The organism is Variovorax sp. Soil_C_33, assembly GCF_057656935.1.
In genome coordinates this window covers 1-26,175 of sequence record NZ_JBDGJK010000013.1, presented here as the reverse complement: position 1 = coordinate 26,175, position 26,175 = coordinate 1, and the positions used below count along the sequence as shown (strand labels likewise).

Sequence of the window (26,175 nt, the reverse complement as noted above, 5' to 3'; positions counted from 1 at the left end):
CAGAGCTTAACGGCTGCCGCGCATGAGCTCTACGCCTTCAGGGCTTGCCGCCCACCACCACCGTCACCATCCGCTCGGGCTGCAGCTTGCGCGCGAATGCGGCCTTGACGTCGGCCGCCGTGACCGCGTTCATGCGCGCGGTCCAGGTGTCGAGATAGTCGAGCGGCAGATCGTTCCACGCGATGTTGGACACGTTGCCGAGCAGCTTGCGGTTGCTGTCGAGCAGGAGCGGGAAGCCGCCGATCAGGTTGTCCTTGGCGGCCTTGAGTTCGGCCGCGGTCGGCCCCTCGGCGACGAACTTGGCAACCACCTCGCGCGCGACCTTCACCGCCTCCGCGGCCTGGTCGGGCCGGGTCTGGAAGCCGATGCGGAAGGCGCCCGCGTGCAGCCCCGGCGAAAAGCCGCTGTAGACGCTGTAGGCCAGGCCGCGCTTCTCGCGCACTTCTTCGGTCAGGCGCGAAACGAAGCCACCGCCGCCGAGGACGTAGTTGCCGAGCGTGAGCGCGAAATGGTCCGGGTCGCTGCGCGGGTAGCCGGGCTGGCCGACCCACACGTGCGCTTGCGCCGAATCGAAAGGCAGGCGTTCGTCCTTCGCCGCCGCAAGCGCGGCGACCTGCGGCACGGGCGGCAGCGCGGCGCAGCCGCCGGGCTCGGTGGCCGTGGGCAGGCGCGACAGCAGCGTGGTCGCGATAGCCTCCGCCCGCGCGCGCGTGACCGCACCGACGATGCTGAGCTTGGCGCGGCAAGGCAGGATGAGCTGCTCGTAGCGCTGGCGCATGGTGGCGACGTCGATCCGCGCCAGCGTGGCCTCGGTCGTGTCCTGGCCATAGGGATGCGTGCCGTAGACCGCCTGCGAGAAGGCACGGCCGGCGATGGTCGCGGGCTTGGTGTTGGCTTCGCGGATCGACGCGTTGAGCTGTTCGCGCTCGCGCTTCCAGACGTCTTCGGGAAAGGCCGGTTCGCCGATTTCACGCGAAGCCAGCCGCACCGCCTTGTCGAGCAGCGCCGGCTCGGACAGCGTGCGCAGCGAGAAGCTCATGCGGTCGGAGCCCGCGCTGGCATCGAAGCTCGCACCCAGATCGGCCCAGGCTTCGCCGAGCGCGTTCTCGTCCATCGCAGGCTCGTTTCCATTCACGCGAATGCCCTTCTCGACCATGCCGGCCGTGACGCCAGCCAAGCCGGACTGCGCCGGCGGATCGCGCCGGCTGCCGGCATCGAAATCGATCTGCACGTCGACAATCGGCAAGGCGTTGGTGGCCACGAGGTAGATCTTCGCGCCGTTCGGGAGCGTCCAGTGCTCGATCGGAATGGCGGCCTGGGCGACGGCGCCGAAGAGAACCGCTGCGCCCGCCAGCACGGCACGCGCCAGGATCTGTTTCTTGAGAGTCAGCATGAAGCGAGGCCTTTCAGCGCAGTTCGCCGGCCGGCGCTGCAAAGCCGCGCGGGCGGCGATTCGTCTCGGTCGGCAGCGGGCGCAAGGCGGCGGCGGTCAGTTGGTCGTCGCCGAAGTACTTGGCAGCCACAGCCTGCACCTCCTCGGCAGTGACGGCCTGGAGCCGCGCGATGATGCGTGCGCTGGCGTCCATCGGCAGGCCCTGGATCCAGTTGCTGCCGAGCTCGCGCGCCTGGGCCATCACCGAATCCAGCTTGTAGGTTTCGCTCGCCACCCACTGGGTCTTGACGCGCGCCAGCTCGGCTGCGCCGATACCCTCGCGCGCGATCAGCGCCACCTGCGCGCGCAGCGCGGCCTCGACCGCTTCCGCGCTCTTGCCCGCGGCGGGCACGCCGTCGAGCACAAAAAGCTGCGGGCCGCGGCCGACGAAGCCCGCGTACGCGCCAGCCGAGTCAGCCACGCGGTCCGGGCCCTGGGTCAGCGCGCGGTCGAGCCGCGCGCCGGAGTAGCCGTCGAGCACGGCGGACAGGACCACCAGCGCATAGGAATCGCTGGCGGCGTCGAACTGGTCGGTGGCGGGTATCTGCGGCACGCGGAAGGCGAGCGAGACATAGGCCTGCTCGGCCGGCGCCTTGAACTCGATGCGTCGGATCCCGCGCTGGGGGGGCTCGATGCGCGGCTTGCGCTCGGGCACCGCGCGTGCCGGGATGCGGCCGTAGTACTTCTCGGCCATGGCGCGCACTTTCTCGACGTCGACATCGCCCGCCACCACCACGGCCGCGTTGGCCGGCACGTACCAGCGCTGGAAGAAGGCACGCGCGTCGGCCGGCGTCATGGCATCGAGATCGCTCATCCAGCCGACGATCGGCCGGTGATAGGGCGAGGCGATGAAGACGGCGGCGTTCTGCTGCTCGCCGAGCAGCGCGCGTGGCTGGTCCTCGGTGCGCAAGCGGCGCTCTTCCTTGACGACTTCAATCTCGCGCTTGAACTCGTCGTCGGGCCACTGGTTGTTCGCGAAGCGGTCGGACTCCAGCTTCATCACCTGCTCCAGCTTGTCGGCCGGGATCTGCTGGTAATAGCCGGTGTAGTCGCGCGTGGTGAAAGCGTTCTCGCGCCCGCCGAGCGCGGCGACGCGGCGCGAGAACTCGCCGGCTTTCAGGTCCTTCGTGCCCTTGAACATCATGTGTTCGAGCACGTGCGCCACGCCCGAGGTCCCGTCGACCTCGTCGATCGAGCCGACGCGCACCCAGAGCATCTGCACCGCGGTCGGCGCGCGCCGGTCGGGCTTGACGATCAGGGTCATGCCATTGGCCAGGGTGAACTGTCGGGCTTGGGCGGGAGCGGAGGCGGCCGGCGGGGTTGGCTGCGCAAGTGCGGGCAGGATCGGCAGCGCGAACAGCACCGAGGCCAGCACCGCACCAGACGCAGCGCGGCGTGGCGAGGGGTGTTTCATAGAATGGGTCGGATTGTAAAAACCCCCCAATGTTCAGTTTCTTCAAGAAAAAGCCGCCGGCCGACAGCCCTGCCCCGGCACCTGCGGCTTCGCCGGCCCCGCCGGCCGCCGAGCCGCCGCTGCCCGCCAAGTCGGTCTTTTCGCCCTCGAGCTGGTTCGGCGCCAAGCCGCCTGCCGGCGAGTCGCCGCCTGCGCCTGTGGCCGTGCCTGCAGCGCCGCCCGTCCAAGCGCCGCCGACCGAAGCCGAGCAGCGCAGCGGCTGGCTCGGCAAGCTCAAGACCGGCCTGCGCAAGACCGGCAACAGCATCACGGCGGCCTTCGTCAACGCGCAGATCGACGATGCGCTTTACGAGGAGCTCGAGGCTGCGCTGCTGATGGCCGACGCCGGCGTCAAGGCTACCGAGCACCTGCTCGAGGATTTGCGCCGCCGCGTCAAGAGCAACATGGCGACCGAGGCCTCGCAGGTGAAGCTGCTCCTGGCCGACGCCATCGCCGACCTGCTGCGTCCGCTGGAGAAGTCGCTGGTGATCGGCGAGCACACGCCGACCGTGATCATGGTGGCAGGCGTCAACGGCGCCGGCAAGACCACCTCGATCGGCAAGCTCACCAAGCACCTGGCCAACGAGGGCGCCTCGGTGCTGCTGGCCGCGGCCGACACCTTCCGGGCGGCGGCGCGCGAGCAATTGCTGGTCTGGGCCGATCGCAATACGGTCGAGATCGTGAGCCAGGAGGGCGGCGATCCGGCGGCCGTGAGCTTCGACGCCGTCAATGCCGGCAAAGCGCGCGGCAAGGACGTGGTGCTGGTCGACACGGCCGGCCGGCTGCCGACGCAGCTGCACCTGATGGACGAGCTGAAGAAAATCAAGCGCGTCGTCACCCGGGCCGACGCGAGCGCGCCGCACGAGGTGCTGCTGGTGATCGACGGCAACACCGGGCAGAACGCGCTGGCCCAGGTCAAGGCTTTCGACGAGACGCTGGGCCTGACGGGCCTGGTCATCACCAAGCTGGACGGCACGGCCAAGGGCGGCGTGTTGTGCGCCATCGCCCGGGAACGGCCGATTCCGGTCTATTTCATCGGCATCGGCGAGAAGCTGGAGGACCTGGAAACCTTCAAGGCGCGCGAATTTGCCCAGGCCCTGATGGGCTAGGGCCTGTTGCAGGCCCTGGCCTGCGCGGCCCTGCTTCTGGCATCATCTTTCGGGGCCGCAGAGCCCGCCAGGAGACAGCCATGCACATCGCCGACACGCCCTTGCCCGGCACCGACCGCAAGGTCGACCGCCTGCTCGCCCACTACGGCGAAAGCCACCGGAACCCGACCAACGAGGCGATCCACATGGTCGCCATTCCCGCAATCATGTTCAGCATCGTCGGCCTGCTCTTCGCGCTCCATCCCTGGGTGGCCTACGCCTTCGTCGCGGCCAGCCTGGTCTACTACGCGACGCTGCGCTCGCCGGCCTTCCTGGCCACCATGCTGATCGGCACCGTGCTGCTGCTGGCCGTGGTGCATGCGATGGGGGATCTTGTTTTGCCGGTTTCGGCCGTCATCTTCGTCGTGGCGTGGATCTTCCAGTTCATCGGCCACAAGATCGAAGGCAAGAAGCCGTCCTTCTTCGAGGACATTCAGTACCTCTGGATCGGCCCCTTGTTCGTGCTGTCGCGCCTCTTCTTGCGGCTCGGACTGCGCTGGTAGACCGGGAAACCTTTCGCCGTCATCAGGATCAGACATCGTCCCATCCAAACGAGGACGGTGCCGGAATAGGCTGTGCCTATCAACCCCATCGGAAATGGGTGGGAACCCTAGGCTTAGCACTCCCTCAAACCGAGTGCTAACATGCCCGCCAACGAAGGAGTTTCCCCAATGACAACACTGTCCGGAGCGTCTGCCAACCAGCTTGCCGTCGCCAATCCGTGGTCGATGGTGCCTCCGCTGGGCAACCTGGACGCTTACATTTCGGCAGCCAATCGCTTGCCCTTGCTCACGCTCGAAGAAGAGCAGGGCTTCGCGCGCCGTTTGCGCGACCACAACGATCTGGAAGCTGCGGGCGCGTTGATCCTCTCCCACCTGCGCCTCGTGGTCTCGATCTCGCGCCAGTACCTGGGCTACGGGTTGCCGCACGGCGACCTGATCCAGGAAGGCAACGTCGGCCTGATGAAGGCCGTGAAGCGCTTCGACCCCGATCAGGGCGTGCGGCTGGTCAGCTACGCGATGCACTGGATCAAGGCGGAGATCCACGAGTACATCCTGAAGAACTGGCGGATGGTCAAGGTCGCGACGACCAAGGCCCAGCGCAAGCTGTTCTTCAACCTGCGCTCGATGAAGCAGAGCTTCAAGGCCGATTCGGCCGCCGGCGACGGCGATACGCACCGCGACACGCTGAGTGCGGATGAGGTCTCGCAAATGGCCACCCGCCTGAACGTGAAGCCCGAGGAAGTGCTGGAGATGGAAACGCGCCTGTCCGGCGGCGACGTGCTGCTCGATCCGAGCCCTTCGGACGACGGCGACGATGGTTTCGGCCCGATCGCCTATCTGGCCGACGCCTCCCAGGAGCCGACCGCCCAGCTCGAATCGCGGCAGCGAGATCGCCTGTCGACCGACGGCATTTCGACTGCCCTGGCGACACTGGACGATCGCAGCCGCCGCATCGTGGAAGAGCGCTGGCTCAAGGTCAACGACGACGGCTCCGGCGGCATGACGCTGCACGACTTGGCCGCGGTCTACGGCGTGAGCGCCGAGCGCATCCGCCAGATCGAGGTGGCGGCCATGAAGAAAATGAAGAAGGCGCTGGCGGACTTCGCCTGAGGCGCCCTTTCAGCCCGATCAAAGCCCGGCTTTTCGTCGGGCTTTTTCATTGCTTCGATGGCGTCAGGACTTGAGCAGCGCCTTCACGTCCGACACCATCGCCGGCACCCCTGCGCCGTAGCGCGCATAGAGCCGCAGCCGGCCCTCGGTGTCGTAGACGAAGCTGGCCGCCGAGTGGTCCATGGAATAGCTGGTCGGCGTCTTGCCTTCGACCTTCTTGTAGTAGGCCTTGAAGTCCTTCGCCAATGCCGGCAGCTGCTCGGGCGTGGGGATCAGCGCGACGAAGGCCGGATCGAAGGCGCCCATGTAGGCCTTCATGACCGCCGGCGTGTCGCGCTCCGGATCGACGGTGACGAACAGCACCTGCAGCTTGTCGCCGTCGGTGCCGAGCTGCTGCTTGACCTGCGCCATCTCGCTCATGGTCGTCGGGCAGACGTCGGGACATTGCGCATAGCCGAAGAACAGCACCACGACCTTGCCCTTGAAGTCGGCCAGCGTGCGCAGCTTGCCGTCGGCGTCGGTCAACGAGAAGCCCCGGGCGTAATCCGCGCCCGTGATGTCCACGGCATTGAAGCTGGGCTTCTTCTCCGAGCATGCCGCGAGACTCCAGCTCGCCGCCGCGAGGCCGGTCCAGGCCATCAGCCGAAGTGCATGCCGCTTGTTCATGAGTTCGTTCATCGCAGGTAGTGGTCGATCAGCAGCGCTGCGAACAGCACGCTCAGATGGATCAATGAAAAACGGAAGGTCTTGCGCGCGAGCGCGTCGGAATAGTTGCGCCACAGCGCGAAGGCGTAGCCGGTGAAGCCGATGCTCACCCCGACGGCGACCGCCAGGTACAGCCAGCCGCTCATGCCGTAGATGAAAGGCATCAGGCAGGCGGCGAAGAGGATGAAGGTGTAGAGCAGCACCTGCAGCCGCGTGAACTCGTTGCCGTGCGTCACCGGCAGCATCGGCAGGCCCGCCTTGCGATAGTCCTCGACGCGGTACAGCGCCAGCGCCCAGAAGTGCGGCGGCGTCCACAGGAAGATGATGAGGAAAAGGATCAGCGCCTCGGGCCCGACCTCGCCTGTCATCGCGGCCCAGCCCAGCACCGGCGGCATGGCGCCGGAAGCCCCGCCGATCACGATGTTCTGCGGCGTCAGCGGCTTGAGGATCACGGTGTAGACCACGGCATAGCCGACGAAGGTTGCGAAGGTCAGCCACATCGTGAGCGGGTTCACCGCGAACCACAGCACGGCCGAGCCGGCAGCGCACAGCGCGGCAGAGAACACCAGGGCCTGCCGGTCGCTCAGCTGGCCGCGCGCGGTGGGCCGCCAGGCGGTGCGCTTCATCTTCGCATCGATGCCCTTCTCGACCAGGCAATTGAAGGCCGCCGCCGCGCCGGCCACCAGCCAGATGCCGATGCAGGCCAGCGCGCCGCGCTGCAGGTCGGCCAGACCGGGCACGCCGGGCACCGCGAGCACCATGCCGATCAGCGCGCAGAACACGATCAGCTGCACGACGCGCGGCTTGGTCAGCGCGTAGAACTGGCGCAGCACGCTGGCGGTGCTCGGGCTGTGGATCGATGCAGGCGTGGTCATGCGACCTCCATCTTGCCGCGCGGAGCGCGAGTATCCGCAGGCACAGGCATGCGCTCGCGCCGGCTTTCACACAGCGTCCAGGTCAGCACCACAGCAAGCGCGGCGGCGCCGCCAGTATGAAGAACGGCCGCCACCAGCGGCCATCCGAGCAGCACATTGCCGAGGCCGGTCGCGAGCTGCAACAGCGCCAGGCCGGCCAGCCATTTCGCCTGCGCGCGCAGCGGCGCGATGCGGCGCAGTTGCCAGACCAGCACGCCGATCGCGGCGAACACCAGGTAGGCCATCAGCCGATGGACGTAATGGATGGCGGTCAACGCCGCGAAGTCGATCGGTGTGCCGTTGGCCGATTCGCCCAGCGAACGCCAGATCTGGAAGCCCTGCGTGAAGTTCATCGGCGGCCACCAGCTGTTCTGGCAGATCGGGAACTGGGTGCAGGCGAGCACGGCGTAGTTGGTGCTGACCCAGCCGCCGAGCGCGATCTGCAGAACGAGCAAGGCGGTCACGGCGATCAACAGCCTGCGCAGCATCGGCGGCACGGCCGTCGGCAGCCTTTCCGCCGCGGCCTGCCGGTAGCGCACGGCCTGGATGCACAGCAGCGCCAGCAGCACCACGGCGCCAAGCAGGTGGAGCGTGACGATGGCGGGGTAAAGCTTCCAGGTCACGGTCAAGGCACCGAAGGCGCCCTGCAGGCAGACCCAGACCAGCGTGGCGGCCGGCCACCAGGCGCTCAGCGGCCGCTCGCGCGCGTGCTGCGCATCGTGCCGCTGGCGCCAGCGCGCGCGCCAGGTGGCGACCGCCAGCGCCAGGATCAGCACGCCGACGCCGGTGGCCAGGTAGCGATGGACCATTTCCACCCACGCCTTGCTGTGCGTCACCGGCCCGGTCGGCTGCGCAGCCTCAGCCATGGCGATGTCGTGGCTGGCGCCGAACGGGCTGGCATTGCCGTAGCAACCGGGCCAGTCGGGGCAGCCCAGGCCCGAATCGGTGAGCCGCGTGAAGGCACCGAACAGCGTGAGATCGAAGGTCAGGAAGAGCGTGAGCACGGTCAGGGCGTAGAGCCGCCGGGCCGGCCCGGCGCCGGTGTTGCGCCGCCAGACCCAGGCCAGCGGGCCCAGGGCGAGCAGCACCCCGACGCCCATGAGCCAGGCGATCGGCGTGAGGTCGTAGAGCGAGCCTGTTTCCATGATGGTCAGGGCCTGTGTCGACAGGCTTAGCGGCCGGGCTCGTCCCACGACGCGGAGGCGCGCAGGAGCCGTTCGAGATCGCGCTTGGCCCGGCTGGCCCCGGCCGCATCCATGCGGGCGGGGAAACGCATCATCCAGTTGCCGATCGGATCGACCACGTAAAAGTGCTCCGCCAGCGCGTGACCGGGAGCAGGTGCCAGCCACTTCGCCAGTTGCGCCCCCGGCACGCGCAGCACCGTCGCGCCATGCAGGCCATTGCTCAGGCGCTCGGGGACGGGCGCGGCATCGCTGACGAGCCAGACGCGGTCGAGCCGATCCTTTTCGCGGCCCAGGCTCTCCCGCAGCTGGCGCTGCAGATAGAGCTGCTGCTCGCACAGCCCATCGCAGGCCGCATCGGCCACGGCGACCAGCAGCCACTGGCCCTTGAGCGTCGACAGGCGCACGGGCGTACCGTCGCGCGCGGTCGCGACGAGGTCGGGCAGGCTGCGCTGCGGATCGACGAGCTCGCCGTAGACGCGGCGGCTCTCGGGCCGGATCACGTAGTAGGTGAAGTACGAAGCGATCACCGGCGCGGCGCAGCACAGCATGACCAGGATCATCTTCCAGCGGCCGATCACGGTCCGGCGCCCTTCCGCGCCGTCCAGCGCCTGGCGCGGCGAAGGCATCGAGTGCACGGTCAGGCCGAGCGGTTCGTCAGCTGCGGCGGAGATGGCGCGCGCGGCGGTAGGGGGAGATGAATTGAAACCAGACATAGAGGAATACCACGAGGGTCGCGAGCCCGAACCACTGGAACGCATAGCCGTAGTGCTTTTCGACACCCAGCGCGGGAGCCGGCCAGTCGCGCTGCAAGCCCTCGGAAGCCGGCCCGGCCTGCTGCAGCGAGACATCGGTCCGCAGGGGCAAACCGGTTTCGGCGCGGAACGCTTCAAGGTCGAGATTCTGCCGGATGGGCGAAGACCCCGCGCCGGGCTGCGCCTGCGTCCCCGATGCGACCTTGCCCAGCTCGAGCAGATGCGAGGGGGGCGGCTCGATCCTGCCGGTCACTTCGACCAGGCCGGCCGGCGTGTCGACCGGCGCGAGTTGCGCCCGGTCATTGAAATTGCGTTGCACCCAGCCGCGCTGCACCAGCACGGTCTGCTCGCTGCCTTCGATGGCAAAGGGCGTCAGCACGTAGAAGCCGGGCACGCCATGCATCTGGCGGTTGTCCAGATAGACCGTGTGCGGCGCCAGCCAGAGCCCGCGCAGCCGCACTGGCCGATGCAGGGCCGAGGTGGCCTTGTCGAGCGCCAGGAAGGCCTGCTGATCGAGCGGCGGCAAGCTTTTCTGCGCATCGATTTCCGCCTGCAGCGCCTCCTTCTGCGCGGCGCGGGACAACTGCCAGCGGCCCAGCGAAACGGTCACCGCGAGGCTCAGCACGGCAGCCGCCGTCACGAGCCAGAAACGTCCTCCGCGCGAGCTGCGCATGGGAGGCCGAAAGTCATCGTTCAAGTCAGGGGACGGGCCGGGCCGCCGATAATGGGGGTCATGAAATACCTTGTCGCCCTCGCCTTCGTCGGCATCCTGGCGAGCCTCGGATTCGCGCTGTTCTTCATGCTGCGGGACGGGCGCGAGGGGCGCGCCAAGAGCGGCGGCATGGTGCGAGCGCTCACCGTTCGGATCGGCCTCTCGGTGGTTTTGTTCCTCTGCCTGCTGGCGGCCTGGAAGCTCGGCTACATCCAGCCGGGGGGATTGCCGCTCGGCAAGTAGGTTGTGCTCGTTCCACAAGCACCATGAAAAAAGCGCCTTTCGGCGCTTTTTTGTTGTGCCGTCGAGGATGCTCAAAGCCAGTAGACCAGGAAGTACAAGCCGAGCCACACCACGTCGACGAAGTGCCAGTACCAGGCGGCGCCTTCGAAGCCGAAGTGGCGCTCCGGCGTGAAGTGGCCGCTGCGCAGCCGAAGGGTGATGAACAGCAGCATCAGCATGCCGATGAACACGTGCAGGCCGTGGAAACCGGTCAGCATGAAGAAGGTGGAACCGTAGGCGCCCGAGCTGAGCTTGAGATTCAGGTCGGTGTACAGGTGGTAGTACTCGTAACCCTGCACGCAGAGGAAGGTGGCGCCGAGCAGCACGGTGAGCCACATGAAGCGCACGGCCTGGGCGCGATGGTTCGCCCGCAGCGCGTGGTGGGCGATCGTGAGCGTGACGCCAGAGCTTAGCAGCAGCGCCGTGTTGATGGTCGGCAGCCAGAAGGGGCCGACCGTCTGGAAGGGCTCGACGATGTCGGCCGGCGAACCCGTGACACCGGCGGCCACCGTGGGCCACACGGCCTTGAAGTCGGGCCACAGCAGGGCGTTGTCGAGGCTGCCGAGCGAGGGCAGCGCATGCGTGCGGGCCCACCACAGCGCCGTGAAGAAGGCGCCGAAGAACATCACCTCGGAGAAGATGAACCAGCTCATGCTCCAGCGGAACGAGAGGTCGACCTTGTGGCCGTACTGCCCGCCTTCGCTTTCGCTGATCGACTGGCGGAACCAGACGAACAGCGTGCCGAGCCACAGCAGCATGCCCGCCAGCAGGGACCATGCACCCCACTGGTGGCCGTTGATCCACTGGGCGGCGCCGAAGATGACGAAGAGGAGGCCGATCGACGCCATGACCGGGTACGGCGAGGGCGAAGGCACGAAATAGTAGGGCGTGGTGCCGTGGGTGCTTGAACTCATATCAGGTCCTGGCTTTCTTCTCTCAATTCAAATCTGTGGGGCAGGCTTTTTCTCGTCAGGGCGCAACGACGAACTTCACCAGGAGGATCAGCCCGACGACGAACACCACCACCGCGACGAAACCGACGGCAATGATGTGCAGCGGCGTGAGCTTGGCGATGTCTTCCTGGTAGTCGCTGTTCTTGCGCACGCCGAAGAAGCCCCAGGCCACCGCCTTGACGGTGCGCCACAGGGAGCCCTTGCCGGTCGGTTCGGTCGCGGTCATGAGCGCGGCTCCGCAGCCGGTGCCGCCGCATTGGCCGCCACGGGCGCTGCCGGCGTCTTGCCGCCGACCTCGAAGAAGGTGTATGACAGCGTGATCGTCTTGACGTCCTTGGAGATCTTCGGATCGATCACGAAGGCGACCGGCCACTGCTTCTTCTCGCCCGCATCGAGCGTGTACTGGTTGAAGCAGAAGCACTCGAGCTTGTTGAAGTACGGCGCCGCCTGCTGCGGCGCGTAGCTCGGGATGGCTTGCGCGGCCATGCGGCGGTTCTGCACGTTCTGGAACTCGTACATCACCGTATGGAGCTCTCCAGGATGCACCTGCATCGAGCGCTGCGCCGGCTTGAAATCCCAGAGGCCGCGCACGTTGGCGTCGAACTCGACCGTGATGGTGCGGCTGGTGTCGACCTGCGTGTTGTCGGGCAGCCGCACGTTCTTGCCGCCGCTCGCGCCGCCGGGCACCGCGAGCTCGGACAGCGACAGGATATTGACGCCTGTCATCTCGCAGATGGCGCGGTACATCGGCACCAGCGCATAGCCGAACGCGAACATGCCGGCCGCGACGACGGCCAGCTTGCCGACCATGCGGACGTTCTCGCGGCGGATGCGCTGGCCGATGCCCATCTTCAGTGCCCGATCCAGACCATGCGGACGATGAAACCGATGAAGAACAGCACCGCGATGGAGGCCAGCGTGAGCCCCATGCGTCGGTTGTTCCTCTTTTGCTCAGGCGTCATGACGCAATGCCTCTCAGCCGATCACCTTGGTGGCGGTGGGATCCAGCTTCGGGGGGTTCTCGAAGGTGTGGAACGGTGCCGGCGAGGGCACTTCCCACTCGAGGCCTTCGGCGGCCTCCCAGGGCTTCTGCGACGCCTTCTCGCCCTTGCCGAGCATGGTCGGCAGCACGATGAAGAAGAAGAAATAGACCTGCGCCAGGCCGAAGGCAAAGGCGCCCACGGAGGCCACCGCGTTGAAGTCGGCAAACTGCATCGGGTAATCGGCGTAGCGGCGCGGCATGCCCGCCAAGCCCAGGAAGTGCATCGGGAAGAAGGTGACGTTGAAGGAGATCAGCGACCACCAGAAGTGGATCTTGCCGCGCGCCTCGTTGTACATCACGCCGGTCCACTTGGGTGCCCAGTAATAGTAGCCAGCGAACATGGCGTAGAGCGAACCGGCGACCAGCACGTAGTGGAAGTGCGCCACCACGTAGTAGGTGTCCTGCAGCTGGGTGTCGATCGGCGCGACCGCGAGGATCAGGCCGGTGAAGCCGCCCATGGTGAATACGAAGATGAAGCCCACGGCGAACAGCATCGGCGTCTCGAAGGTCATCGAGCCCTGCCACATGGTCGCGATCCAGTTGAAGATCTTCACGGCCGTCGGCACCGCGATCAGCATGGTCGCGTACATGAAGAACAGCTGGCCGGTCAGCGGCATGCCGGTCGTGAACATGTGGTGCGCCCACACGATGAACGACAGGATCGCGATCGACGAGGTGGCGTACACCATCGAGGCGTAGCCGAACAGGCGCTTGCGCGAGAAGGCCGGCACGATCTGGCTGACGATGCCGAAGGCCGGCAAGATCATGATGTAGACCTCGGGGTGGCCGAAGAACCAGAAGATGTGCTGGTACATCACCGGGTCGCCGCCGCCGGCGGGGTTGAAGAAGCTGGTGCCGAAGTGGCGGTCGGTCAGCGTCATGGTGATGGCGCCGGCGAGCACGGGCATCACGGCGATCAGCAGGTAGGCGGTGATGAGCCAGGTCCAGCAGAACATCGGCATCTTCATCAGCGTCATGCCGGGGGCGCGCATGTTGAGGATGGTCACGATGATGTTGATCGAGCCCATGATCGAGCTGGCGCCCATGATGTGCATCGCGAAGATGCCGGCGTCCATCGAGGCGCCCATCTGCAGCGTGAGCGGCGCGTAGAGCGTCCAGCCCGCGGCCGGTGCACCGCCGGGCATGAAGAAGGAACCCACCAGCATGATGGCCGCAGGGATCAGCAGCCAGAAGCTGAAGTTGTTCATCCGCGCGAAGGCCATGTCGGAGGCGCCGATCTGCAGCGGAATCATCCAGTTCGCGAAGCCGACGAAGGCCGGCATGATCGCGCCGAACACCATGATCAGCCCGTGCATCGTGGTGAACTGGTTGAACAGCTCGGGGTTGACCACCTGCAGGCCGGGCTGGAACAGCTCGGCGCGGATCAGGAGCGCGAGCACGCCGCCCACCATCAGCATGGTGAAGGAGAACAGCAGGTACAGCGTGCCGATGTCCTTGTGGTTGGTCGCGAAGACCCAGCGGCGCCAGCCGGCCGGCGCGCCGTGGTGTTCGTCGTGGGCATGGTCGCCGTGGGCGTGGCCGTGAGGGTCGAGGACTGCGCTCATCTTGATATTCCTTGCAAACTCTTCGTCGTGGCGTCGTGGTGGCAGGGGCTTACTTGCCGCGCTGCGCGAGCACTTCGGCCGGCTGCACCAGTTGACCCGTCTTGTTCGACCAGCTGTTCTTGGTGAAGCTCACCACGGCCGCGATGTCGGTATCGCTCAGTTGCTTCCAGGCGGGCATGGCGCCGTTGTTCGCGCCGTTGAGCACGATGTGGATCTGCTTGTTGTGGTCGGCATCCACCACGAGGGCCGAGCCGTCGAGCGGCTTGATCGGGCCGGCGCCCTTGCCGTTGGCCTGGTGGCAGGCCGCGCAGTTGGCCGCATAGACCTTCTCGCCGCGGGCCAAGATTTCCGGCAGGGTCCAGACCTTGTTCGGATCGTCCTGCTTGGCGGCCGCTTCCTTGCGCTTGGCATCCACCCAGGCGGTGTAGTCGTCGGCCGAGACCACCTTGACGTGGATCGGCATGTAGGCGTGTTCCTTGCCGCAGAGTTCCTGGCACTGGCCGTAGTAGTCGCCCACCTTCTCGGCGCGGAACCAGGTGTCGCGAACGAAGCCCGGAATCGCATCCTGCTTGAGGCCGAGCTGCGGCACGGCGAAGGCATGGATCACGTCGTTGGCGGTGGTGATGATGCGCACCTTGGTGTCGACCGGCACGACCATCGGGTTGTCGACCTTGAACAGGTAGTCGTCCGGCACGTCGCCCTTGGCGCCGGCATCGGACATGGCGCGGTGCGAGCTGTCGAGCGTCGAGATGAAGGCCAGCCCTTCGCCCTCGCCCTTGAGGTAGTCGTAGCCCCACTTCCACTGGTAGCCGGTGGTCTTGATGGTGAGGTCGGCGTTGGTGGTGTCCTTCTGGGCCACCAGCACCTTGGTGGCCGGCAGCGCCATCAGGATCACGATGACGAAGGGCACGACGGTCCAGATGACTTCGACCACCACCGATTCGTGGAAGTTGGCGGCCTTGTGGCCGACCGACTTGCGGTGCTTCCAGATCGAATAGAACATGACCGCGAACACGGCGATGAAGATCACGGTGCACAGGACCATCATCGCGTTGTGCAGGAAATGCTGCTCAGCGGCGATCTTCGTGACACCGGTCGGCAGATTCAACTGACGCACCGACGGGCCGCCGGCCAGGTCGTTGACCGCGTGCGCCGCGCCGCTGAATGCCGCGCCGGTCGCCAGCAGCAGATTCGCCGGCCAGTGCTTGTTGCGCCAAATGCTCTTCATCGTGTTCACTTCTTCATTTCCAGTTAACCCACCGGTCCCCACGGTGCCGCACTGCGCCGAGCCTCAGGCGCCACGCAATGCCATGCGAATCTCGCGCGCCAGCGCCGCACGCAACTCCGGGCGCACGTAGCGCCCCACCCTGACCGAACGACCCTGACCCGAAACCTCGATCAGCGAGCGATCGCTGGCCTCCGGCTCGACCCGCACCTGGTGCGGCAAGAATTCCGCGCGCTCGTAGTGCCCGCCGTTCTCGAGCTCGACCACCAGCCGGCCGCCCTGCAGCGCGATCTTTTCGCCGTCTGTCGCATGCCGCGCATACAGCAGGAACGCGAAGCCCACGGCGGCCAGTTCGAGCCACGCGAAGGGCAGCACGAGCGGCGCGCCATGCAGCCAGAAGACGGTTCCGATGCCGAGCGACACCACGCACAGCGACGCATAGAGCCAGCCGAGCTGGCTCGGCGTGACCGAGCAGTTGCGCTTCAGGAACCAGTGGATGCTCTGGCCTGAGACAGTGGCAAAACGAAACACGGAATTCGACACGGGCGAGTTCAGCAAATCGGTGCGTCGAAACGATGTCAAACCCATGTCCGACAGGCCTCGATCACGGGACAATACCCGGGAGTTCACGCAGCGCCGGATTGTAGCGGGTCGAGCAAGCGCGGCTCAGCCGCCCGGACGGCCGCGCTGGAGCATGGAGCGCATCTCGCGCAGCGAGACCGCGCTTTCGGCCGCCAGCGCCACTCGCGGCGCGGGTTTGAAGGCATGGCCGTAGATGATTTCGAAGGTCAGCGCGATCCGCCCGGCCCCTTCCGCGGAGAGCGCGAAATCCGGCAGCGCCCGGCGCAGCGTCCGGTGCCAGGCCTTGCCGCGCAGCCCGGGGAAACGCGCCGGATGAAGATTGCGCCCGAGCGTGCGCAGCTCGGCGAGCGCCGCCTCGGCGGTGGGCCAGGTCAGCATGATGCGCTCCATGTCCATCACCGGCTCGGCGAAGCCGGCGCCCACGAGCATGTCGCCCCAGTCGTGCATGTCGGTGAACTCGTGGCTGGGCGGGGGCCAGCCGAAACGCTGGTGCAGCACGTGGAGCTCGCGCAGGGTGTCGGGCCCGAGGCAGGAGAACATCAGGAAGCCGTCGGTCGCCACCAGGCGGTGCCAGCGGGCGATCAAGGCTTGCGGATCGGCCGCCATGTGCAGCGCCATGTTGGCCCACAGCAGATCGACGCCCTCTTCAGGCGGCGGATCGAAGCTCGGCTGCCCGCCCTGCCAGCGCCGCGCGCTCCACCAGGGCGCCGCCAGCGCCTGGCCGGTGGCCGGCACCAGCGCCGCTTCCGGCTCGATCACGAAGGACTTGGCATCGCGATAGCGGCGCGCAACCTGCGAGTGCACCTCGAGGCCGCCGTGCAGCGGCGCCCAGTCGGCCCAGTTGCGCGGCCGGGCCTTGATCCATTGCAGCCGGTCTTCCATGCGGCGGCCGATTTCTTCGTGCAGCCACGGCGAGCCCGAGGCCGGCGCGAGCCGGCTCCAGCGTGCAGCCGCCCTGGCGTCGATGGTCGGCGGGCGCTGTGCGGGGGCGGTTTCCATGGGGCGCTCAGTATATTGAGCCATGTTCAAGCCGTGGACCGAACGCCCTTTCTCCTCATTGCTCGACCGCCTGCCGAGCCAGTGCGCCGTGTGCCGCGCCTGGCCCTCGCGGCCGGTGTGCGACGGCTGCGTGACGCGCTTCGCTCCGCCCGTTTCGCGCTGCACCGCGTGTGCGCTGCCGATGCCGGCCGGGGTTGCGCAGTGCGGCGACTGCATCCTGCACCCGCCGCCGCTCGACGCCTGCCTGGCGGCTTGCGCCTACGTCTGGCCGTGGCCGGAATGCATCGCCCAGTTCAAGTTCCGTGACGACGCGGGCTGGGCGGCCGTTCTCGACGCTACTGCGCAGTGCGCCCTGGGTCGAGCCGGCCCTCGAGCAGGCCGACCTGGTGCTCCCGATTCCGCTGGCGCCGGCACGGCTGCGCGAGCGCGGCTTCAACCAAGCGCACGAGCTGGCACGCCGGCTGGCGCCGCGCAAGGTCGACGCGACGCTGCTGCTGCGCACCCGCGAGACGACCGCGCAAAGCGGCCTCACGCGCGCGGAGCGGCTGCGCAACCTGCGCGGCGCCTTCGCGCTCGAACCACTGCGCGCGGCGGCCGTGCAAGGGCGGCGCATCGTGCTGGTGGACGACGTGATGACAAGCGGCGCCTCGCTGTTCGCGGCGGCGCAGGTGCTGCGCACCGGCGGGGCTGCGCACATCACCGCCGTCGTACTGGCAAGGACGGATCCTCCCGCGGGGTAGCCCCCCACGCTCGGCACTGCGTGTCCTCGCTGCCCCCCGAGGGGGCCGCAGGTCGCCTTGGGGCGGCCCGGCGTCGACCTGACGACAATCGTCCCATGTTCCACATCGTCCTGGTCGAGCCCGAAATCCCGCCCAACACCGGCAACGTGATCCGGCTTGCCGCCAACACCGGCTGCACGCTGCACCTGGTCGAGCCGCTCGGCTTCTTGATGGACGACCGGCTGCTGCGGCGCGCGGGGCTCGACTACCACGAGTACGCCGAAGTACGACGCCATGCGAGCTGGCAGATGCTGCTCGAAGCCGAGCAGCCGGCGCCCGATCGCCTGTTCGCCCTCACGACGCGGGGCACGCGCACGGTCCACGACGTCGCCTTCCGCCCCGGCGACTGGCTCGTTTTCGGATCGGAGACGCGCGGCCTCGCGCCGGAACTGCGCGAAAGCTTCGCCCCGCCGCAGCGCCTGCGGCTGCCGATGCGCGAAGGGCAGCGCAGCCTGAACCTGTCGAACGCGGTGGCCGTGACGGTGTTCGAGGCCTGGCGGCAGAACGGCTTTGCCTGAGCGCTGCCCTCAGCGGAAGCGGCGCACCACCGACTCGGCGACGCAGGCCGGCTTGGGCGCACCTTCGAGCTCGATGGTGGTCTCCCAGACCATCTGAAGCCCCTCGCCCGGAATCGGCTCGGCGCTCAGCAGCTTCATGCGTCCGCGCAGGCGCCCGCCCACCGGCACCGGCGTCATGAAGCGCACCCGGTTGAGCCCGTAGTTCACGCCCATGCGCGACTCGACCACGTCGAAGGCCGTCTCGTAGAAGCGCGGCAGCATCGACAGGGTCAGGAAACCGTGCGCGATCGGCCCGCCGAAGGGGCCGGCCTTGGCGCGCTCGACATCCACGTGGATCCACTGGTGGTCACCGGTCGCCTCGGCGAACTGGTTGACCTGTTCCTGCGTGACGGTGATCCAGTCGCTGACCGCGACTTCCTGGCCGACGCAGGCCGCGAGATCCTGAAGGGTCTGGAAAGTCTTTTTCATGCGTTTCACTTTATCCGGCCGATGGCGCGGCCGCTGTAGCTGGAGTGACAGGCTAGGCGTCCAGCCACTCGCGGATCGGCTCCCACTGCTCGAGATCGCGCTGCACGCGCCCCGGCGCGATGTCGAACAGCGTGAGCCCGCGCGCGGCAAGTTGCACATAGTTCTGCGTGTCGCGCAGCTCGCCCAGCACCGGCACGCCGAGTCCATCGACGAATTCGCGCAGCCGGTCGGCCGCCAGCGTGCGCGCATCGACGCGCATGCCGATGACGCCGATTTGCGTCTTGCCGGCATGGCGGTGGGCCAGCAGCTTGTCGAGGAAGTCGCGCGTCGCGTAGATATCGAAGATGCTGGGCTGCAGCGGCACCAGCACCTTGTCGGCCACGGCGACCACGTCCTTGAAGCGCGAACCGTGCAGGCCGGCGGGCGTGTCGATCACGGCATGCGTGGTGCCGCGCGGGGGGCGCACCACGTTGCCGTCGTCCGAGGCCTCCCAGGTCCTGATCTCGCGCGCCCGCGGCGTGCGCAGGCCGAGCCAGAGCCTGGACGACTGCTGGCGGTCGATGTCGCCCAGCATCACTGCATGGCCGCGGCTCGCGAAGTAGCCCGCAATATTGGTTGCAAGCGTGGATTTGCCGACCCCGCCCTTGGGATTGGCGACCAGGACCACCGGCATGACAGGCTCCTCGGGTGCGAAAGACAGGCGCCATGGTAGCGGCGCGCGGAGTGCGCTATGTTCGGCGCCTATGACGACAACAATAGGCCCGGGAAGCCCCCCACGCAGCATCTACCTGCTTGCCGCCCATCCGCACTGGCGCGATTCGCGCGCCAACCTCGCCCTGCTCAAGGCGGCCCGCGAGGTGCCCGGCGTCGACGCCAACGACCTCTATGCCAGCTATCCCGACTACGCAATCGACATCGAGGCCGAGCAGGCCCGCCTGGCCCGCGCCGACTTGCTGGTGCTGCTGCACCCGATCCAGTGGTACTCGATGCCGCCGCTGCAGAAGCTCTGGCTCGACGAGGTGCTGAGCTACGGCTGGGCCTACGGCGGCGGCGGCTCGGCGCTGGAAGGCAAGGACTGCTGGCTGGTCGCGACCACCGGCGGGCCGGAGCGCAGCTACCACCCGCAGAGCTACAACCGCTACTTCTTCGACGCCTTCCTGCCGCCCTACGAGCAGACCGCCGCGCTGTGCGGCATGCGCTTCCTGCCGCCGCTGCTGTTCCACGGCGCGCGCAGGGCGACGCAGGAAGAGCTGCTGGCGCACGTCGAAGTCTTCAAGGACCGGCTCTCGTCCTATCCGAACTGGCCCGAGCTGGAGGACATGGAGGGATGCCCGAGCTGCGTGGTGCCCGCCACCGACAGGCCGCACGAACAGCAAGAGGCCTGAGCATGGAACATGCACCAGGCTGGCTCGTCAATTCCCTGATCTATCTGGGCGCCGCCGTGCTCGTGGTCCCGCTGTCGAAGGCGCTCGGCCTCGGCTCGATCATCGGCTACCTGGCGGCCGGCATCATCATCGGCCCCTGGGGGCTGGGCCTGGTCAGCAACGTGGTGGACATCCTGCACTTCGCCGAGTTCGGGGTGGTGCTGATGCTGTTCCTGGTCGGCCTGGAACTGGAGCCCAAGCGCTTGTGGAGCCTGCGCCGGCCGATCTTCGGCTGGGGTTCGGCCCAGGTGCTGGCCTGCGCCGTCGTGCTGTTCCTGGTCGGCTGGGCGGCCGGCGCGAGCTGGCGCGTGGCGCTGGTCGCGGCGCTGGGGCTCGCCCTGTCCTCGACCGCGATCGCGCTCCAGGTGCTGGGCGAGCGCAACCTGCTGCCGACCGCGAGCGGCCAGGCCGGCTTCTCGATCCTGCTGTTCCAGGACGTTGCCGCGATCCCGATCCTGGCGCTGCTCCCCCTGCTGGCGGTCGGCTCCGACACCGGCCCGGCCATCACCGGCGCCGACCGCGCGCTCGAGGGCCTGAAGATCGTCGCGGTCGTCGGCGGCATCGTGCTCGGCGGCCGGCTCGCGGTGCGGCCGATCCTGCGCTGGATCGCGCGCAGCAACACGCCCGAGATCTTCACCGCCGCCTCGCTGCTGCTGGTGGTGGCGATCGCGGCGCTGATGCAGTTCGTCGGCCTGTCGATGGCCCTGGGCGCCTTCCTTGCCGGCGTGCTGCTGGCGGAAAGCGAATACCGGCGCGAGCTCGAGACCGACATCGAGCCTTTCAAGGGCCTCCTGCTCGGCCTGTTCTTCATCGCGGTCGGCATGAGCATCGATTTCGGCGTGCTGATCGCCCAGCCGGGGCTGATGGCGCTGGTGGTCGTCGGCTTCATGCTGTTCAAGTTCGTCGTGATCTATTCGCTGGCCAAGCTGATGGGCCTGCCCTACCAGGAACGGCCGGTGTTCACGCTGCTGCTGGCGCAGGGCGGCGAGTTCGCCTTCGTCGTGTTCCAGGCGGCCGGGCCCAACGTGCTGCCGCCGGGCGTCGCCTCCTTCCTGATCGGCGCGGTCGCGCTCTCGATGCTGGTCTCCCCGCTGCTGCTGGTGGCGCTCGACAAGTGGGTGCTGCCGCGCTACAGCGCATGCGGCACCGTCTCGATGGAGGAGATATCGGAGCAGCAGGATGCCAAGGTGCTGATCTGCGGCTTCGGCCGCTACGGCCAGATCCTCGGGCGCATGCTGAGCGCTCAGGGGCTCAAGCTCACCGTGCTCGACCACGACCCAGACACCATCGAAAGCCTGCGCGAGGCCGGCTTCCGGGTCTTCTACGGCGACGCGACCCGGCTCGACCTGCTGCGCACCGCCGGTGCCGGCACCGTCCGGGTGCTGGTGGTGGCGGTCGACGACATCGAGCAGTCGCTGACCATCGTCGACCTCGCGCGCGAGCATTTCCCGAACGCGCGCATCGTGGCGCGGGCACGCAACGTCGGCCATCTGTTCCAGCTGCTCGACCGCGGCGTGGAGACCGTCGAGCGCGAAGTGTTCGAATCCTCCCTGCGCAGCGCGCGCTCGGTCCTCGAAGGACTGGGCTGGCCGGCGCACGAGGCGCGCGAGGCGGCGATGCGCTTTCGCCGCCGCAACATCCAGCTGATGTACGAGATCTACCCGCACTACAAGGACCGCGCCAAGCTGATCGCGGTCTCCAAGGAGGGCCGCCAGCAGTTCCAGGAACAGCTGGCGCGCGAGCGCGAGGAGCGCAAGAAGCGTTCCGGCCGCGACTGGGACCTGCTCGAAGAAGACGAGCGCGCCTAGCCCCCAGGCCGGCGCCGGGCCGCCCCAAGGCGGCCTGCGGCCCCCTCGGGGGGGCAGCGAGTACACGCAGTGACGGAGCGTGGGGGCTCGTTAAGTGTCGAGCTTCAGCAGCCGCACCGCATTGCCCTTGAGGATGCCCGGCATCACCTCTGGCTTGAAGCCGGCGTCCTCGAAATCCTTCATCCAGCGGTCCGGCGTGATCAGCGGATAGTCGCTGCCGAATAGGATGCGGTCTTTCAGCAGCGTGTTGGCGTACTGCACCAGCTGCTTCGGAAAGTACTTGGGGCTCCAGCCCGAGAGGTCGATCCAGACGTTGGGCTTGTGCGTCGCCACGCTGAGCGCCTCGTCCTGCCAGGGGAAGCTGGGGTGCGCCATCACGATCTGCATGTCGGGGAAGTCGATCGCGACGTCGTCCAGGTGCATCGGGTTGCTGTATTCGAGCCGCAGTCCGCCGCCGCAGCGCATGCCCGAGCCGATGCCGCTGTGGCCGGTGTGGAACACCGCCGGCAGGCCGTACTCGTTGATCACCTCGTAGATCGGCCAGGCCATCTTGTCGTAGGGGTGGTAGCCCTGCACCGTCGGATGGAACTTGAAGCCCTTGACGCCGTGCTCCTCGACCAGCCGCCGCGCCTCGCGCGCGCCCATCTTTCCCTTGTGCGGATCGATGCTGGCGAAGGCGATCATGATGTCGCTGTTCTTCTGCGCCGCCTCGGCGATCTCCTCGTTCGGGATCCGGCGCCGGCCCAGGTTCGACTCCGCGTCGACCATGAACATCACCAGCCCGATCTTTCTTTCACGGTAGTAGTCGATGCTCTCCTGGATGGTTGGGCGCCGGCTCGACCGGAAATATTTATCGGCCGCGCGATCGTATTCCTCGCCATAGTTGTCGAAGGGATTCCAGCAGCTCACTTCGGCATGCGTGTGGGTGTCGATGGCGATCAGGTTCTGATAGTCCATGGCGTTGTCTCCAATGCGGGTAAGTACCAGTGTCCAAGGGCGAAGTGCGGCTTGAATTAGTTATTATCCATAACCATAATCGATCATGCTCCGGAGCGCAACCATGACCCATCCTGCCGACCTTCAACTCGAAATCCGCGACGACATCGCCATCATCCGCCTGACGCGCGCAGCCAAGCGCAATGCGCTCTCCGACGCGCTGATCCTGGCGCTGCGCGACACCTTCCAGAACCTGCCTTCCAGCGTGCGCGCCGCGGTGATCGATGGCGAAGGCCCGCACTTCTGCGCCGGCCTCGACCTCTCCGAACTCAAGGAGCGCGACGCCGGCCAGGGCCTCCACCATTCGCGCCTGTGGCACGCGGCGCTCGACCTGGTGCAATACGGCCCGGTGCCGGTGATCGCGGCGCTGCACGGCGCGGTGGTCGGCGGCGGGCTCGAGCTCGCGAGCGCCTGCCACATCCGCGTGGCCGACAGCACCACCTTCTATGCCCTGCCCGAAGGCTCGCGCGGCATCTTCGTCGGCGGCGGCGGGTCGGTGCGCATCCCCAAGCTGATCGGCGTCGCCCGCATGACCGACATGATGCTGACCGGCCGCACCTACAACGCCGAAGACGGCGAGCGTGCCGGCTTCGCGCAGTACCTGGTCGCAGAAGGCCGCGCCCTGGACAAAGCGATCGAGCTGGCGAAGCGCGTCGCCACCAACGCGCCGCTGACGAACTACGCGCTGACGCACGCGCTGCCGCGCATCGCCGAGCAGCCGGCCGACCACGGCTTCTTCACCGAAGCGCTGATGGCCGGCATCGCCCAGAGCGCCCCCGAGGCCAAGGAGCGCGTGCGCGATTTCCTCGAAGGCCGCGCGAACAAGGTGAGCAAGGAATGAACGCTGTCCGCTACCGGCCGTTTGCCTTCGGCGTGCACCAGGTGCGCCTCAGCGAAGGCGCGCCCGGCGTACGCTACCTGGAGGCCGCCGAGCCCCTGCAGGACTATGCGGTGCGCATCACCGACCGGCTGGTCCACTGGGCCGAAGCCGCGCCCGAGCGCAGCTTCATGGCGCGCCGCGAACAGCTGCCGGACGGCAGCACCGGCGACTGGCGGCACCTGAACTACGCGCAGGCGCTCGCGGGCGCACGCAGCATCGGGCAGGCGCTGCTCGAACGCGGGCTCGGCGCCGAACGCCCGGTCATTATCCTGAGCGAGAACAGCCTCGAGCATGCGCTGCTGGCGCTCGGCTGCATCTATGCCGGCATCCCCTACTGCCCGGCCTCGCCCGCCTATTCGACCGTCAGCCAGGACTACGAGAAGCTGCGCCACGTCTTCGACACGCTGACGCCCGGGCTGGTGTTCGCCAGCGACGCCGAGCGCTTCGGCCGCGCCATCGCGGCGGTGGTGCCGCCCGATGTCGAGGTGGTGCTGCACCGCGGCGAACTTCCGGGCCGCGCCGTCACTGACTTGGGCAGCCTGCTCGCAACGCCCGCCACCGCAGCGGTCGATGCCGCCATGGCCGCCACCGGGCCCGACACCATCGCCAAGTTCCTGTTCACCTCAGGCTCGACCAAGATGCCCAAGGCGGTCATCAACACGCAGCGCATGTGGTGCGCCAACCAGATGCAGATCGCCCAGTCGATGCCCGCGCTGGCCGAGGAGCCGCCGGTGCTGGTCGACTGGCTGCCGTGGAACCACACCTTCGGCAGCAACCACAACGTCGGCATCACGCTCTACCACGGCGGCACGCTCTACATCGACGACGGCAAGCCCACGCCCGCGCTGATGGGCGAGACGCTGCGCAACCTGCGCGAGATCGCGCCCACCGTCTACTTCAACGTGCCGACCGGCTTCGAAGCCATTGCCCACGCCATGCAGACCGATGCGCAGCTGCGCACAACGCTGCTGTCGCGCGTGCGCATGTTCTTCTATTCAGGTGCCGGGTTGGCGCAGCCGGTCTGGGACAGCCTGCATGCCATCCAGGAGGCCGAGATCGGCGAACGCATCGTCATGGCGACCGGCCTGGGCATGACGGAGTCGGGGCCGTCCGCGATGTTCATCAACAGCCCGGACGTGCGCGCCGGCGACGTCGGCGTGCCGACGCCCGGCATGACGCTCAAGCTGATCGAGGTCGACGGCAAGACCGAGGTGCGCTACCGCGGCCCCAACGTCACGCCAGGCTACTGGCGCGCCCCGGAGGAAACGCGCGCCGCCTTCGACGAAGAGGGCTTCTTCTGCACCGGCGACGCGGTGAAGTGGATCGACGAAAGCAACATCCACCGCGGCCTGCGCTTCGACGGCCGGATCGCGGAAGACTTCAAGCTCGCGACCGGCACCTTCGTGAGCGTCGGCCCGATGCGCGCAAAGATCATCGCGGCCGGCGCGCCTTATGTGCGTGACGTGGTGCTGACCGGCATCAACCTGAAGGAAGTCGGCGCGCTGGTCTTCCCGACGCAGAAGGTGCGCGAGCTTGCCGGCCTCGGGGCCGAGGCCACGATGCAGCAAGTGCTCGAAAGCGCGTCGGTACAGGCGCACTTCCAGCGCCTGGTCGACGAGCTCGCGAAGGCCGCCACCGGCAGCGCCAACCGCATCGCGCGCCTCGCGCTGGTCCACGAGCCGCCGTCGATCGACAAGGGCGAGGTCACCGACAAGGGCTCCATCAATCAGCGCGCCGTGCTCAAGCACCGCGCGCACACGGTGGACGCGCTGCATGCCGGCACCCTGGCCTTCACGTTGAAACCCCAAGGAGACAAAGCATGAACATCCAAGGACAAGCCGCGCTCGTCACCGGCGGCGCATCGGGCCTCGGCGAAGCGACCGCGCGCGAGTTGGCGCGCCTCGGCGCGAAGGTCGCGGTGCTGGACGTCAACACGAGCCTGGCGGAAAAGGTCGCGGCCGAGCTCGGCGATGAATTCGGCGACAGCTGCGCCGTGGCCTGCGCCTGCGACATCACCAACACCGACAGCGTGAATGCCGCGCTCGACAAGGCCGCCGCCGCGCACGGCCCGGCGCGCATCCTCATCAACGTGGCCGGCATCGGCAGCGCCAAGCGCATCGTGGGGAAGGACGGCAACGCGGCGGCGCTCGAAGACTTCGTGCGCGTGGTCAACGTCAACCTGATCGGCGCCTACAACATCAGCCGCCTCTACGCGGCGCAGTGCGCCAAGCTCGATCCGATGGAAGGCGGCGAACGCGGCGTGATGCTCTTCACCGCCTCGGTCGCGGCCTTCGACGGCCAGGTCGGCCAGCAGGCATACAGCGCCTCGAAGAGCGGCCTGGTCGGCATGACGCTGCCGATGGCGCGCGACCTCGCGCAGCACGGCATCCGCGTCTGCACCATCGCGCCGGGCCTGTTCGCGACGCCGCTCCTGAAGGAACTGCCTGAAGCGATCCAGCAATCGCTGGCCGCCTCGATCCCCTTTCCGCCGCGCCTGGGCAAGCCCTCGGAGTTCGCCGAGCTGGCCTGCCACATCGTGACCAACGGCCACCTCAACGGCGAAGTCATTCGCCTCGACGGCGCCCTGCGCATGGCGCCACGCTGAATTTCACGAAGACAAGGAGACAAGCCATGACCACCCGACGCGATCTCATTAAGACCCTCGGCGGCGCCGCCGCGCTCGCTGCCCTGCACCCGCTGGCCGCACTGGCCCAGACCCTCGAGCAGGTCAAGATCTACTA

28 protein-coding genes and 1 pseudogene are annotated in these 26,175 nt (G+C 67.6%); 11 read left to right on the top strand and 18 right to left on the bottom strand.

Features of this window, described 5'->3' with window-relative positions; all coding sequences use genetic code 11:
• Nucleotides 1-37: 37 nt before the first annotated feature.
• Together AC3A6B_RS19865 and AC3A6B_RS19860 are read right to left on the bottom strand one after the other, a co-directional pair.
• The gene (locus AC3A6B_RS19865) at nucleotides 38-1,393 is read right to left on the bottom strand and encodes a M16 family metallopeptidase (protein WP_487838386.1); all 1,356 of its coding nucleotides are present in this window, start codon (nucleotides 1,391-1,393) and stop codon (nucleotides 38-40) included.
• Nucleotides 1,394-1,406: 13 nt separating this feature from the next.
• Entirely contained in the window at nucleotides 1,407-2,846 is a 1,440-nt protein-coding gene (locus tag AC3A6B_RS19860; RefSeq protein ID WP_487838385.1) for a M16 family metallopeptidase, read from the bottom strand.
• 29 nt (nucleotides 2,847-2,875) lie between these two features.
• On the opposite strand from AC3A6B_RS19860, the gene ftsY reads away from it, so the two are divergent.
• The 3 genes from ftsY (at nucleotide 2,876) to rpoH (ending at nucleotide 5,646) form a co-directional block, all read left to right on the top strand.
• Nucleotides 2,876-3,994 carry a signal recognition particle-docking protein FtsY gene (gene ftsY, locus AC3A6B_RS19855; RefSeq protein WP_487838384.1) on the top strand — a complete coding sequence of 373 codons (1,119 nt, stop codon included), beginning with the start codon at nucleotides 2,876-2,878 and terminating at the stop codon, nucleotides 3,992-3,994.
• Nucleotides 3,995-4,074: 80 nt separating this feature from the next.
• Nucleotides 4,075-4,536, top strand: coding sequence for an Mpo1 family 2-hydroxy fatty acid dioxygenase (locus tag AC3A6B_RS19850; protein ID WP_487838383.1), 462 nt, complete (start codon nucleotides 4,075-4,077; stop codon nucleotides 4,534-4,536).
• Between the two features lie 168 nt (nucleotides 4,537-4,704).
• Entirely contained in the window at nucleotides 4,705-5,646 is a 942-nt protein-coding gene (gene rpoH / locus AC3A6B_RS19845) for an RNA polymerase sigma factor RpoH (protein WP_487838382.1), read from the top strand.
• Between the two features lie 63 nt (nucleotides 5,647-5,709).
• Here rpoH and AC3A6B_RS19840 read toward each other — a convergent pair whose 3' ends face one another.
• The 5 genes from AC3A6B_RS19840 to AC3A6B_RS19820 are packed head-to-tail and all read right to left on the bottom strand — an operon-like array spanning nucleotide 5,710 to nucleotide 9,874.
• Nucleotides 5,710-6,312, bottom strand: a complete 603-nt coding sequence (locus AC3A6B_RS19840) for an SCO family protein (protein ID WP_487838532.1) — start codon at nucleotides 6,310-6,312, stop codon at nucleotides 5,710-5,712.
• An 8-nt stretch (nucleotides 6,313-6,320) separates the two neighbouring features.
• Entirely contained in the window at nucleotides 6,321-7,226 is a 906-nt protein-coding gene (cyoE, locus tag AC3A6B_RS19835; protein ID WP_487838381.1) for a heme o synthase, read from the bottom strand.
• A complete protein-coding gene (locus tag AC3A6B_RS19830) occupies nucleotides 7,223-8,413 on the bottom strand; it encodes a COX15/CtaA family protein (protein ID WP_487838531.1) in 1,191 nt (396 codons plus the stop codon). The genes cyoE and AC3A6B_RS19830 overlap by 4 nt, the downstream gene beginning before the upstream one ends.
• 23 nt (nucleotides 8,414-8,436) lie before the next feature.
• Nucleotides 8,437-9,162 carry an SCO family protein gene (locus AC3A6B_RS19825; RefSeq protein WP_487838380.1) on the bottom strand — a complete coding sequence of 242 codons (726 nt, stop codon included), beginning with the start codon at nucleotides 9,160-9,162 and terminating at the stop codon, nucleotides 8,437-8,439.
• Nucleotides 9,104-9,874 carry an SURF1 family protein gene (locus AC3A6B_RS19820; protein ID WP_487838379.1) on the bottom strand — a complete coding sequence of 257 codons (771 nt, stop codon included), beginning with the start codon at nucleotides 9,872-9,874 and terminating at the stop codon, nucleotides 9,104-9,106. Before AC3A6B_RS19820 ends, AC3A6B_RS19825 begins: the two co-directional genes overlap by 59 nt.
• A gap of 51 nt (nucleotides 9,875-9,925) precedes the next feature.
• On the opposite strand from AC3A6B_RS19820, the gene AC3A6B_RS19815 reads away from it, so the two are divergent.
• Nucleotides 9,926-10,156, top strand: coding sequence for a twin transmembrane helix small protein (locus tag AC3A6B_RS19815; protein WP_093109057.1), 231 nt, complete (start codon nucleotides 9,926-9,928; stop codon nucleotides 10,154-10,156).
• A gap of 71 nt (nucleotides 10,157-10,227) precedes the next feature.
• Here the strand turns inward: AC3A6B_RS19815 and AC3A6B_RS19810 are convergent, their stop codons facing one another.
• From AC3A6B_RS19810 to AC3A6B_RS19775, 8 genes are all read right to left on the bottom strand, one after another.
• Nucleotides 10,228-11,109, bottom strand: a complete 882-nt coding sequence (locus tag AC3A6B_RS19810; protein WP_487838378.1) for a cytochrome c oxidase subunit 3 — start codon at nucleotides 11,107-11,109, stop codon at nucleotides 10,228-10,230.
• Between the two features lie 55 nt (nucleotides 11,110-11,164).
• Nucleotides 11,165-11,374 (bottom strand): DUF2970 domain-containing protein, encoded by a 210-nt coding sequence (locus AC3A6B_RS19805; protein ID WP_487838377.1) that lies wholly within the window; start codon nucleotides 11,372-11,374, stop codon nucleotides 11,165-11,167.
• Nucleotides 11,371-11,997: a cytochrome c oxidase assembly protein gene (locus AC3A6B_RS19800; protein ID WP_487838376.1), complete on the bottom strand. Its 627-nt coding sequence runs from the start codon at nucleotides 11,995-11,997 to the stop codon at nucleotides 11,371-11,373. The genes AC3A6B_RS19805 and AC3A6B_RS19800 overlap by 4 nt, the downstream gene beginning before the upstream one ends.
• Nucleotides 11,998-11,999: 2 nt before the next feature.
• Nucleotides 12,000-12,110, bottom strand: coding sequence for a cytochrome oxidase small assembly protein (locus tag AC3A6B_RS19795; RefSeq protein WP_212733682.1), 111 nt, complete (start codon nucleotides 12,108-12,110; stop codon nucleotides 12,000-12,002).
• A gap of 13 nt (nucleotides 12,111-12,123) precedes the next feature.
• Entirely contained in the window at nucleotides 12,124-13,755 is a 1,632-nt protein-coding gene (gene ctaD, locus AC3A6B_RS19790; protein WP_487838375.1) for a cytochrome c oxidase subunit I, read from the bottom strand.
• Between the two features lie 49 nt (nucleotides 13,756-13,804).
• The gene (gene coxB, locus AC3A6B_RS19785) at nucleotides 13,805-14,983 is read right to left on the bottom strand and encodes a cytochrome c oxidase subunit II (protein WP_487838374.1); all 1,179 of its coding nucleotides are present in this window, start codon (nucleotides 14,981-14,983) and stop codon (nucleotides 13,805-13,807) included.
• Between the two features lie 63 nt (nucleotides 14,984-15,046).
• Complete coding sequence (locus AC3A6B_RS19780) at nucleotides 15,047-15,523, bottom strand: DUF2244 domain-containing protein (RefSeq protein ID WP_487838373.1); 477 nt, start codon at nucleotides 15,521-15,523, stop codon at nucleotides 15,047-15,049.
• Between the two features lie 123 nt (nucleotides 15,524-15,646).
• The gene (locus AC3A6B_RS19775; RefSeq protein ID WP_487838372.1) at nucleotides 15,647-16,561 is read right to left on the bottom strand and encodes a biotin synthase; all 915 of its coding nucleotides are present in this window, start codon (nucleotides 16,559-16,561) and stop codon (nucleotides 15,647-15,649) included.
• A gap of 22 nt (nucleotides 16,562-16,583) precedes the next feature.
• Here AC3A6B_RS19775 and AC3A6B_RS19770 point away from each other — a divergent pair.
• Nucleotides 16,584-17,301, top strand: a pseudogene (locus AC3A6B_RS19770) (ComF family protein).
• Nucleotides 17,302-17,396: 95 nt separating this feature from the next.
• Nucleotides 17,397-17,858 carry a tRNA (uridine(34)/cytosine(34)/5-carboxymethylaminomethyluridine(34)-2'-O)-methyltransferase TrmL gene (gene trmL / locus AC3A6B_RS19765; RefSeq protein WP_487838371.1) on the top strand — a complete coding sequence of 154 codons (462 nt, stop codon included), beginning with the start codon at nucleotides 17,397-17,399 and terminating at the stop codon, nucleotides 17,856-17,858.
• 9 nt (nucleotides 17,859-17,867) lie between these two features.
• On the opposite strand, the gene AC3A6B_RS19760 is transcribed toward trmL, so the two are convergent.
• Nucleotides 17,868-18,326 (bottom strand): MaoC family dehydratase, encoded by a 459-nt coding sequence (locus AC3A6B_RS19760; RefSeq protein ID WP_487838370.1) that lies wholly within the window; start codon nucleotides 18,324-18,326, stop codon nucleotides 17,868-17,870.
• Nucleotides 18,327-18,378: 52 nt separating this feature from the next.
• Nucleotides 18,379-18,999 (bottom strand): ParA family protein, encoded by a 621-nt coding sequence (locus tag AC3A6B_RS19755; RefSeq protein WP_487838369.1) that lies wholly within the window; start codon nucleotides 18,997-18,999, stop codon nucleotides 18,379-18,381.
• A gap of 70 nt (nucleotides 19,000-19,069) precedes the next feature.
• Here AC3A6B_RS19755 and kefF point away from each other — a divergent pair, with 70 nt between their 5' ends.
• Both kefF and kefC read left to right on the top strand, forming a co-directional pair.
• Nucleotides 19,070-19,711, top strand: a complete 642-nt coding sequence (gene kefF / locus AC3A6B_RS19750; protein WP_487838368.1) for a glutathione-regulated potassium-efflux system oxidoreductase KefF — start codon at nucleotides 19,070-19,072, stop codon at nucleotides 19,709-19,711.
• Between the two features lie 2 nt (nucleotides 19,712-19,713).
• Nucleotides 19,714-21,558 carry a glutathione-regulated potassium-efflux system protein KefC gene (kefC, locus tag AC3A6B_RS19745; RefSeq protein ID WP_487838367.1) on the top strand — a complete coding sequence of 615 codons (1,845 nt, stop codon included), beginning with the start codon at nucleotides 19,714-19,716 and terminating at the stop codon, nucleotides 21,556-21,558.
• A 90-nt stretch (nucleotides 21,559-21,648) separates the two neighbouring features.
• Here the strand turns inward: kefC and AC3A6B_RS19740 are convergent, their stop codons facing one another.
• Entirely contained in the window at nucleotides 21,649-22,515 is an 867-nt protein-coding gene (locus AC3A6B_RS19740) for an amidohydrolase family protein (protein WP_487838366.1), read from the bottom strand.
• Between the two features lie 103 nt (nucleotides 22,516-22,618).
• Here AC3A6B_RS19740 and AC3A6B_RS19735 point away from each other — a divergent pair, with 103 nt between their 5' ends.
• From AC3A6B_RS19735 to AC3A6B_RS19725, 3 genes are read left to right on the top strand one after another with little or no spacing between them, the layout of a single operon-like run.
• Nucleotides 22,619-23,395 (top strand): crotonase/enoyl-CoA hydratase family protein, encoded by a 777-nt coding sequence (locus AC3A6B_RS19735; RefSeq protein ID WP_487838365.1) that lies wholly within the window; start codon nucleotides 22,619-22,621, stop codon nucleotides 23,393-23,395.
• Nucleotides 23,392-25,257, top strand: a complete 1,866-nt coding sequence (locus AC3A6B_RS19730; protein ID WP_487838364.1) for a feruloyl-CoA synthase — start codon at nucleotides 23,392-23,394, stop codon at nucleotides 25,255-25,257. The genes AC3A6B_RS19735 and AC3A6B_RS19730 overlap by 4 nt, the downstream gene beginning before the upstream one ends.
• Nucleotides 25,254-26,039: an SDR family NAD(P)-dependent oxidoreductase gene (locus AC3A6B_RS19725; RefSeq protein ID WP_487838363.1), complete on the top strand. Its 786-nt coding sequence runs from the start codon at nucleotides 25,254-25,256 to the stop codon at nucleotides 26,037-26,039. The genes AC3A6B_RS19730 and AC3A6B_RS19725 overlap by 4 nt, the downstream gene beginning before the upstream one ends.
• Nucleotides 26,040-26,175: the final 136 nt, after the last annotated feature.

Coding starts and splice junctions, on each gene's coding strand:
- AC3A6B_RS19865 (WP_487838386.1), bottom strand. CDS start 1,393: ATGCTGACTCTCAAGAAACAGATCCTGGCGCGTGCCGTGCTGGCGGGC.
- AC3A6B_RS19860 (WP_487838385.1), bottom strand. CDS start 2,846: ATGAAACACCCCTCGCCACGCCGCGCTGCGTCTGGTGCGGTGCTGGCC.
- ftsY (WP_487838384.1), top strand. CDS start 2,876: ATGTTCAGTTTCTTCAAGAAAAAGCCGCCGGCCGACAGCCCTGCCCCG.
- AC3A6B_RS19850 (WP_487838383.1), top strand. CDS start 4,075: ATGCACATCGCCGACACGCCCTTGCCCGGCACCGACCGCAAGGTCGAC.
- rpoH (WP_487838382.1), top strand. CDS start 4,705: ATGACAACACTGTCCGGAGCGTCTGCCAACCAGCTTGCCGTCGCCAAT.
- AC3A6B_RS19840 (WP_487838532.1), bottom strand. CDS start 6,312: ATGAACAAGCGGCATGCACTTCGGCTGATGGCCTGGACCGGCCTCGCG.
- cyoE (WP_487838381.1), bottom strand. CDS start 7,226: ATGACCACGCCTGCATCGATCCACAGCCCGAGCACCGCCAGCGTGCTG.
- AC3A6B_RS19825 (WP_487838380.1), bottom strand. CDS start 9,162: ATGTCTGGTTTCAATTCATCTCCCCCTACCGCCGCGCGCGCCATCTCC.
- AC3A6B_RS19820 (WP_487838379.1), bottom strand. CDS start 9,874: ATGCGCAGCTCGCGCGGAGGACGTTTCTGGCTCGTGACGGCGGCTGCC.
- AC3A6B_RS19815 (WP_093109057.1), top strand. CDS start 9,926: ATGGGGGTCATGAAATACCTTGTCGCCCTCGCCTTCGTCGGCATCCTG.
- AC3A6B_RS19810 (WP_487838378.1), bottom strand. CDS start 11,109: ATGAGTTCAAGCACCCACGGCACCACGCCCTACTATTTCGTGCCTTCG.
- AC3A6B_RS19805 (WP_487838377.1), bottom strand. CDS start 11,374: ATGACCGCGACCGAACCGACCGGCAAGGGCTCCCTGTGGCGCACCGTC.
- AC3A6B_RS19800 (WP_487838376.1), bottom strand. CDS start 11,997: ATGGGCATCGGCCAGCGCATCCGCCGCGAGAACGTCCGCATGGTCGGC.
- AC3A6B_RS19795 (WP_212733682.1), bottom strand. CDS start 12,110: ATGACGCCTGAGCAAAAGAGGAACAACCGACGCATGGGGCTCACGCTG.
- ctaD (WP_487838375.1), bottom strand. CDS start 13,755: ATGAGCGCAGTCCTCGACCCTCACGGCCACGCCCACGGCGACCATGCC.
- coxB (WP_487838374.1), bottom strand. CDS start 14,983: ATGAAGAGCATTTGGCGCAACAAGCACTGGCCGGCGAATCTGCTGCTG.
- AC3A6B_RS19775 (WP_487838372.1), bottom strand. CDS start 16,561: ATGGAAACCGCCCCCGCACAGCGCCCGCCGACCATCGACGCCAGGGCG.
- trmL (WP_487838371.1), top strand. CDS start 17,397: ATGTTCCACATCGTCCTGGTCGAGCCCGAAATCCCGCCCAACACCGGC.
- AC3A6B_RS19760 (WP_487838370.1), bottom strand. CDS start 18,326: ATGAAAAAGACTTTCCAGACCCTTCAGGATCTCGCGGCCTGCGTCGGC.
- AC3A6B_RS19755 (WP_487838369.1), bottom strand. CDS start 18,999: ATGCCGGTGGTCCTGGTCGCCAATCCCAAGGGCGGGGTCGGCAAATCC.
- kefF (WP_487838368.1), top strand. CDS start 19,070: ATGACGACAACAATAGGCCCGGGAAGCCCCCCACGCAGCATCTACCTG.
- kefC (WP_487838367.1), top strand. CDS start 19,714: ATGGAACATGCACCAGGCTGGCTCGTCAATTCCCTGATCTATCTGGGC.
- AC3A6B_RS19740 (WP_487838366.1), bottom strand. CDS start 22,515: ATGGACTATCAGAACCTGATCGCCATCGACACCCACACGCATGCCGAA.
- AC3A6B_RS19735 (WP_487838365.1), top strand. CDS start 22,619: ATGACCCATCCTGCCGACCTTCAACTCGAAATCCGCGACGACATCGCC.
- AC3A6B_RS19730 (WP_487838364.1), top strand. CDS start 23,392: ATGAACGCTGTCCGCTACCGGCCGTTTGCCTTCGGCGTGCACCAGGTG.
- AC3A6B_RS19725 (WP_487838363.1), top strand. CDS start 25,254: ATGAACATCCAAGGACAAGCCGCGCTCGTCACCGGCGGCGCATCGGGC.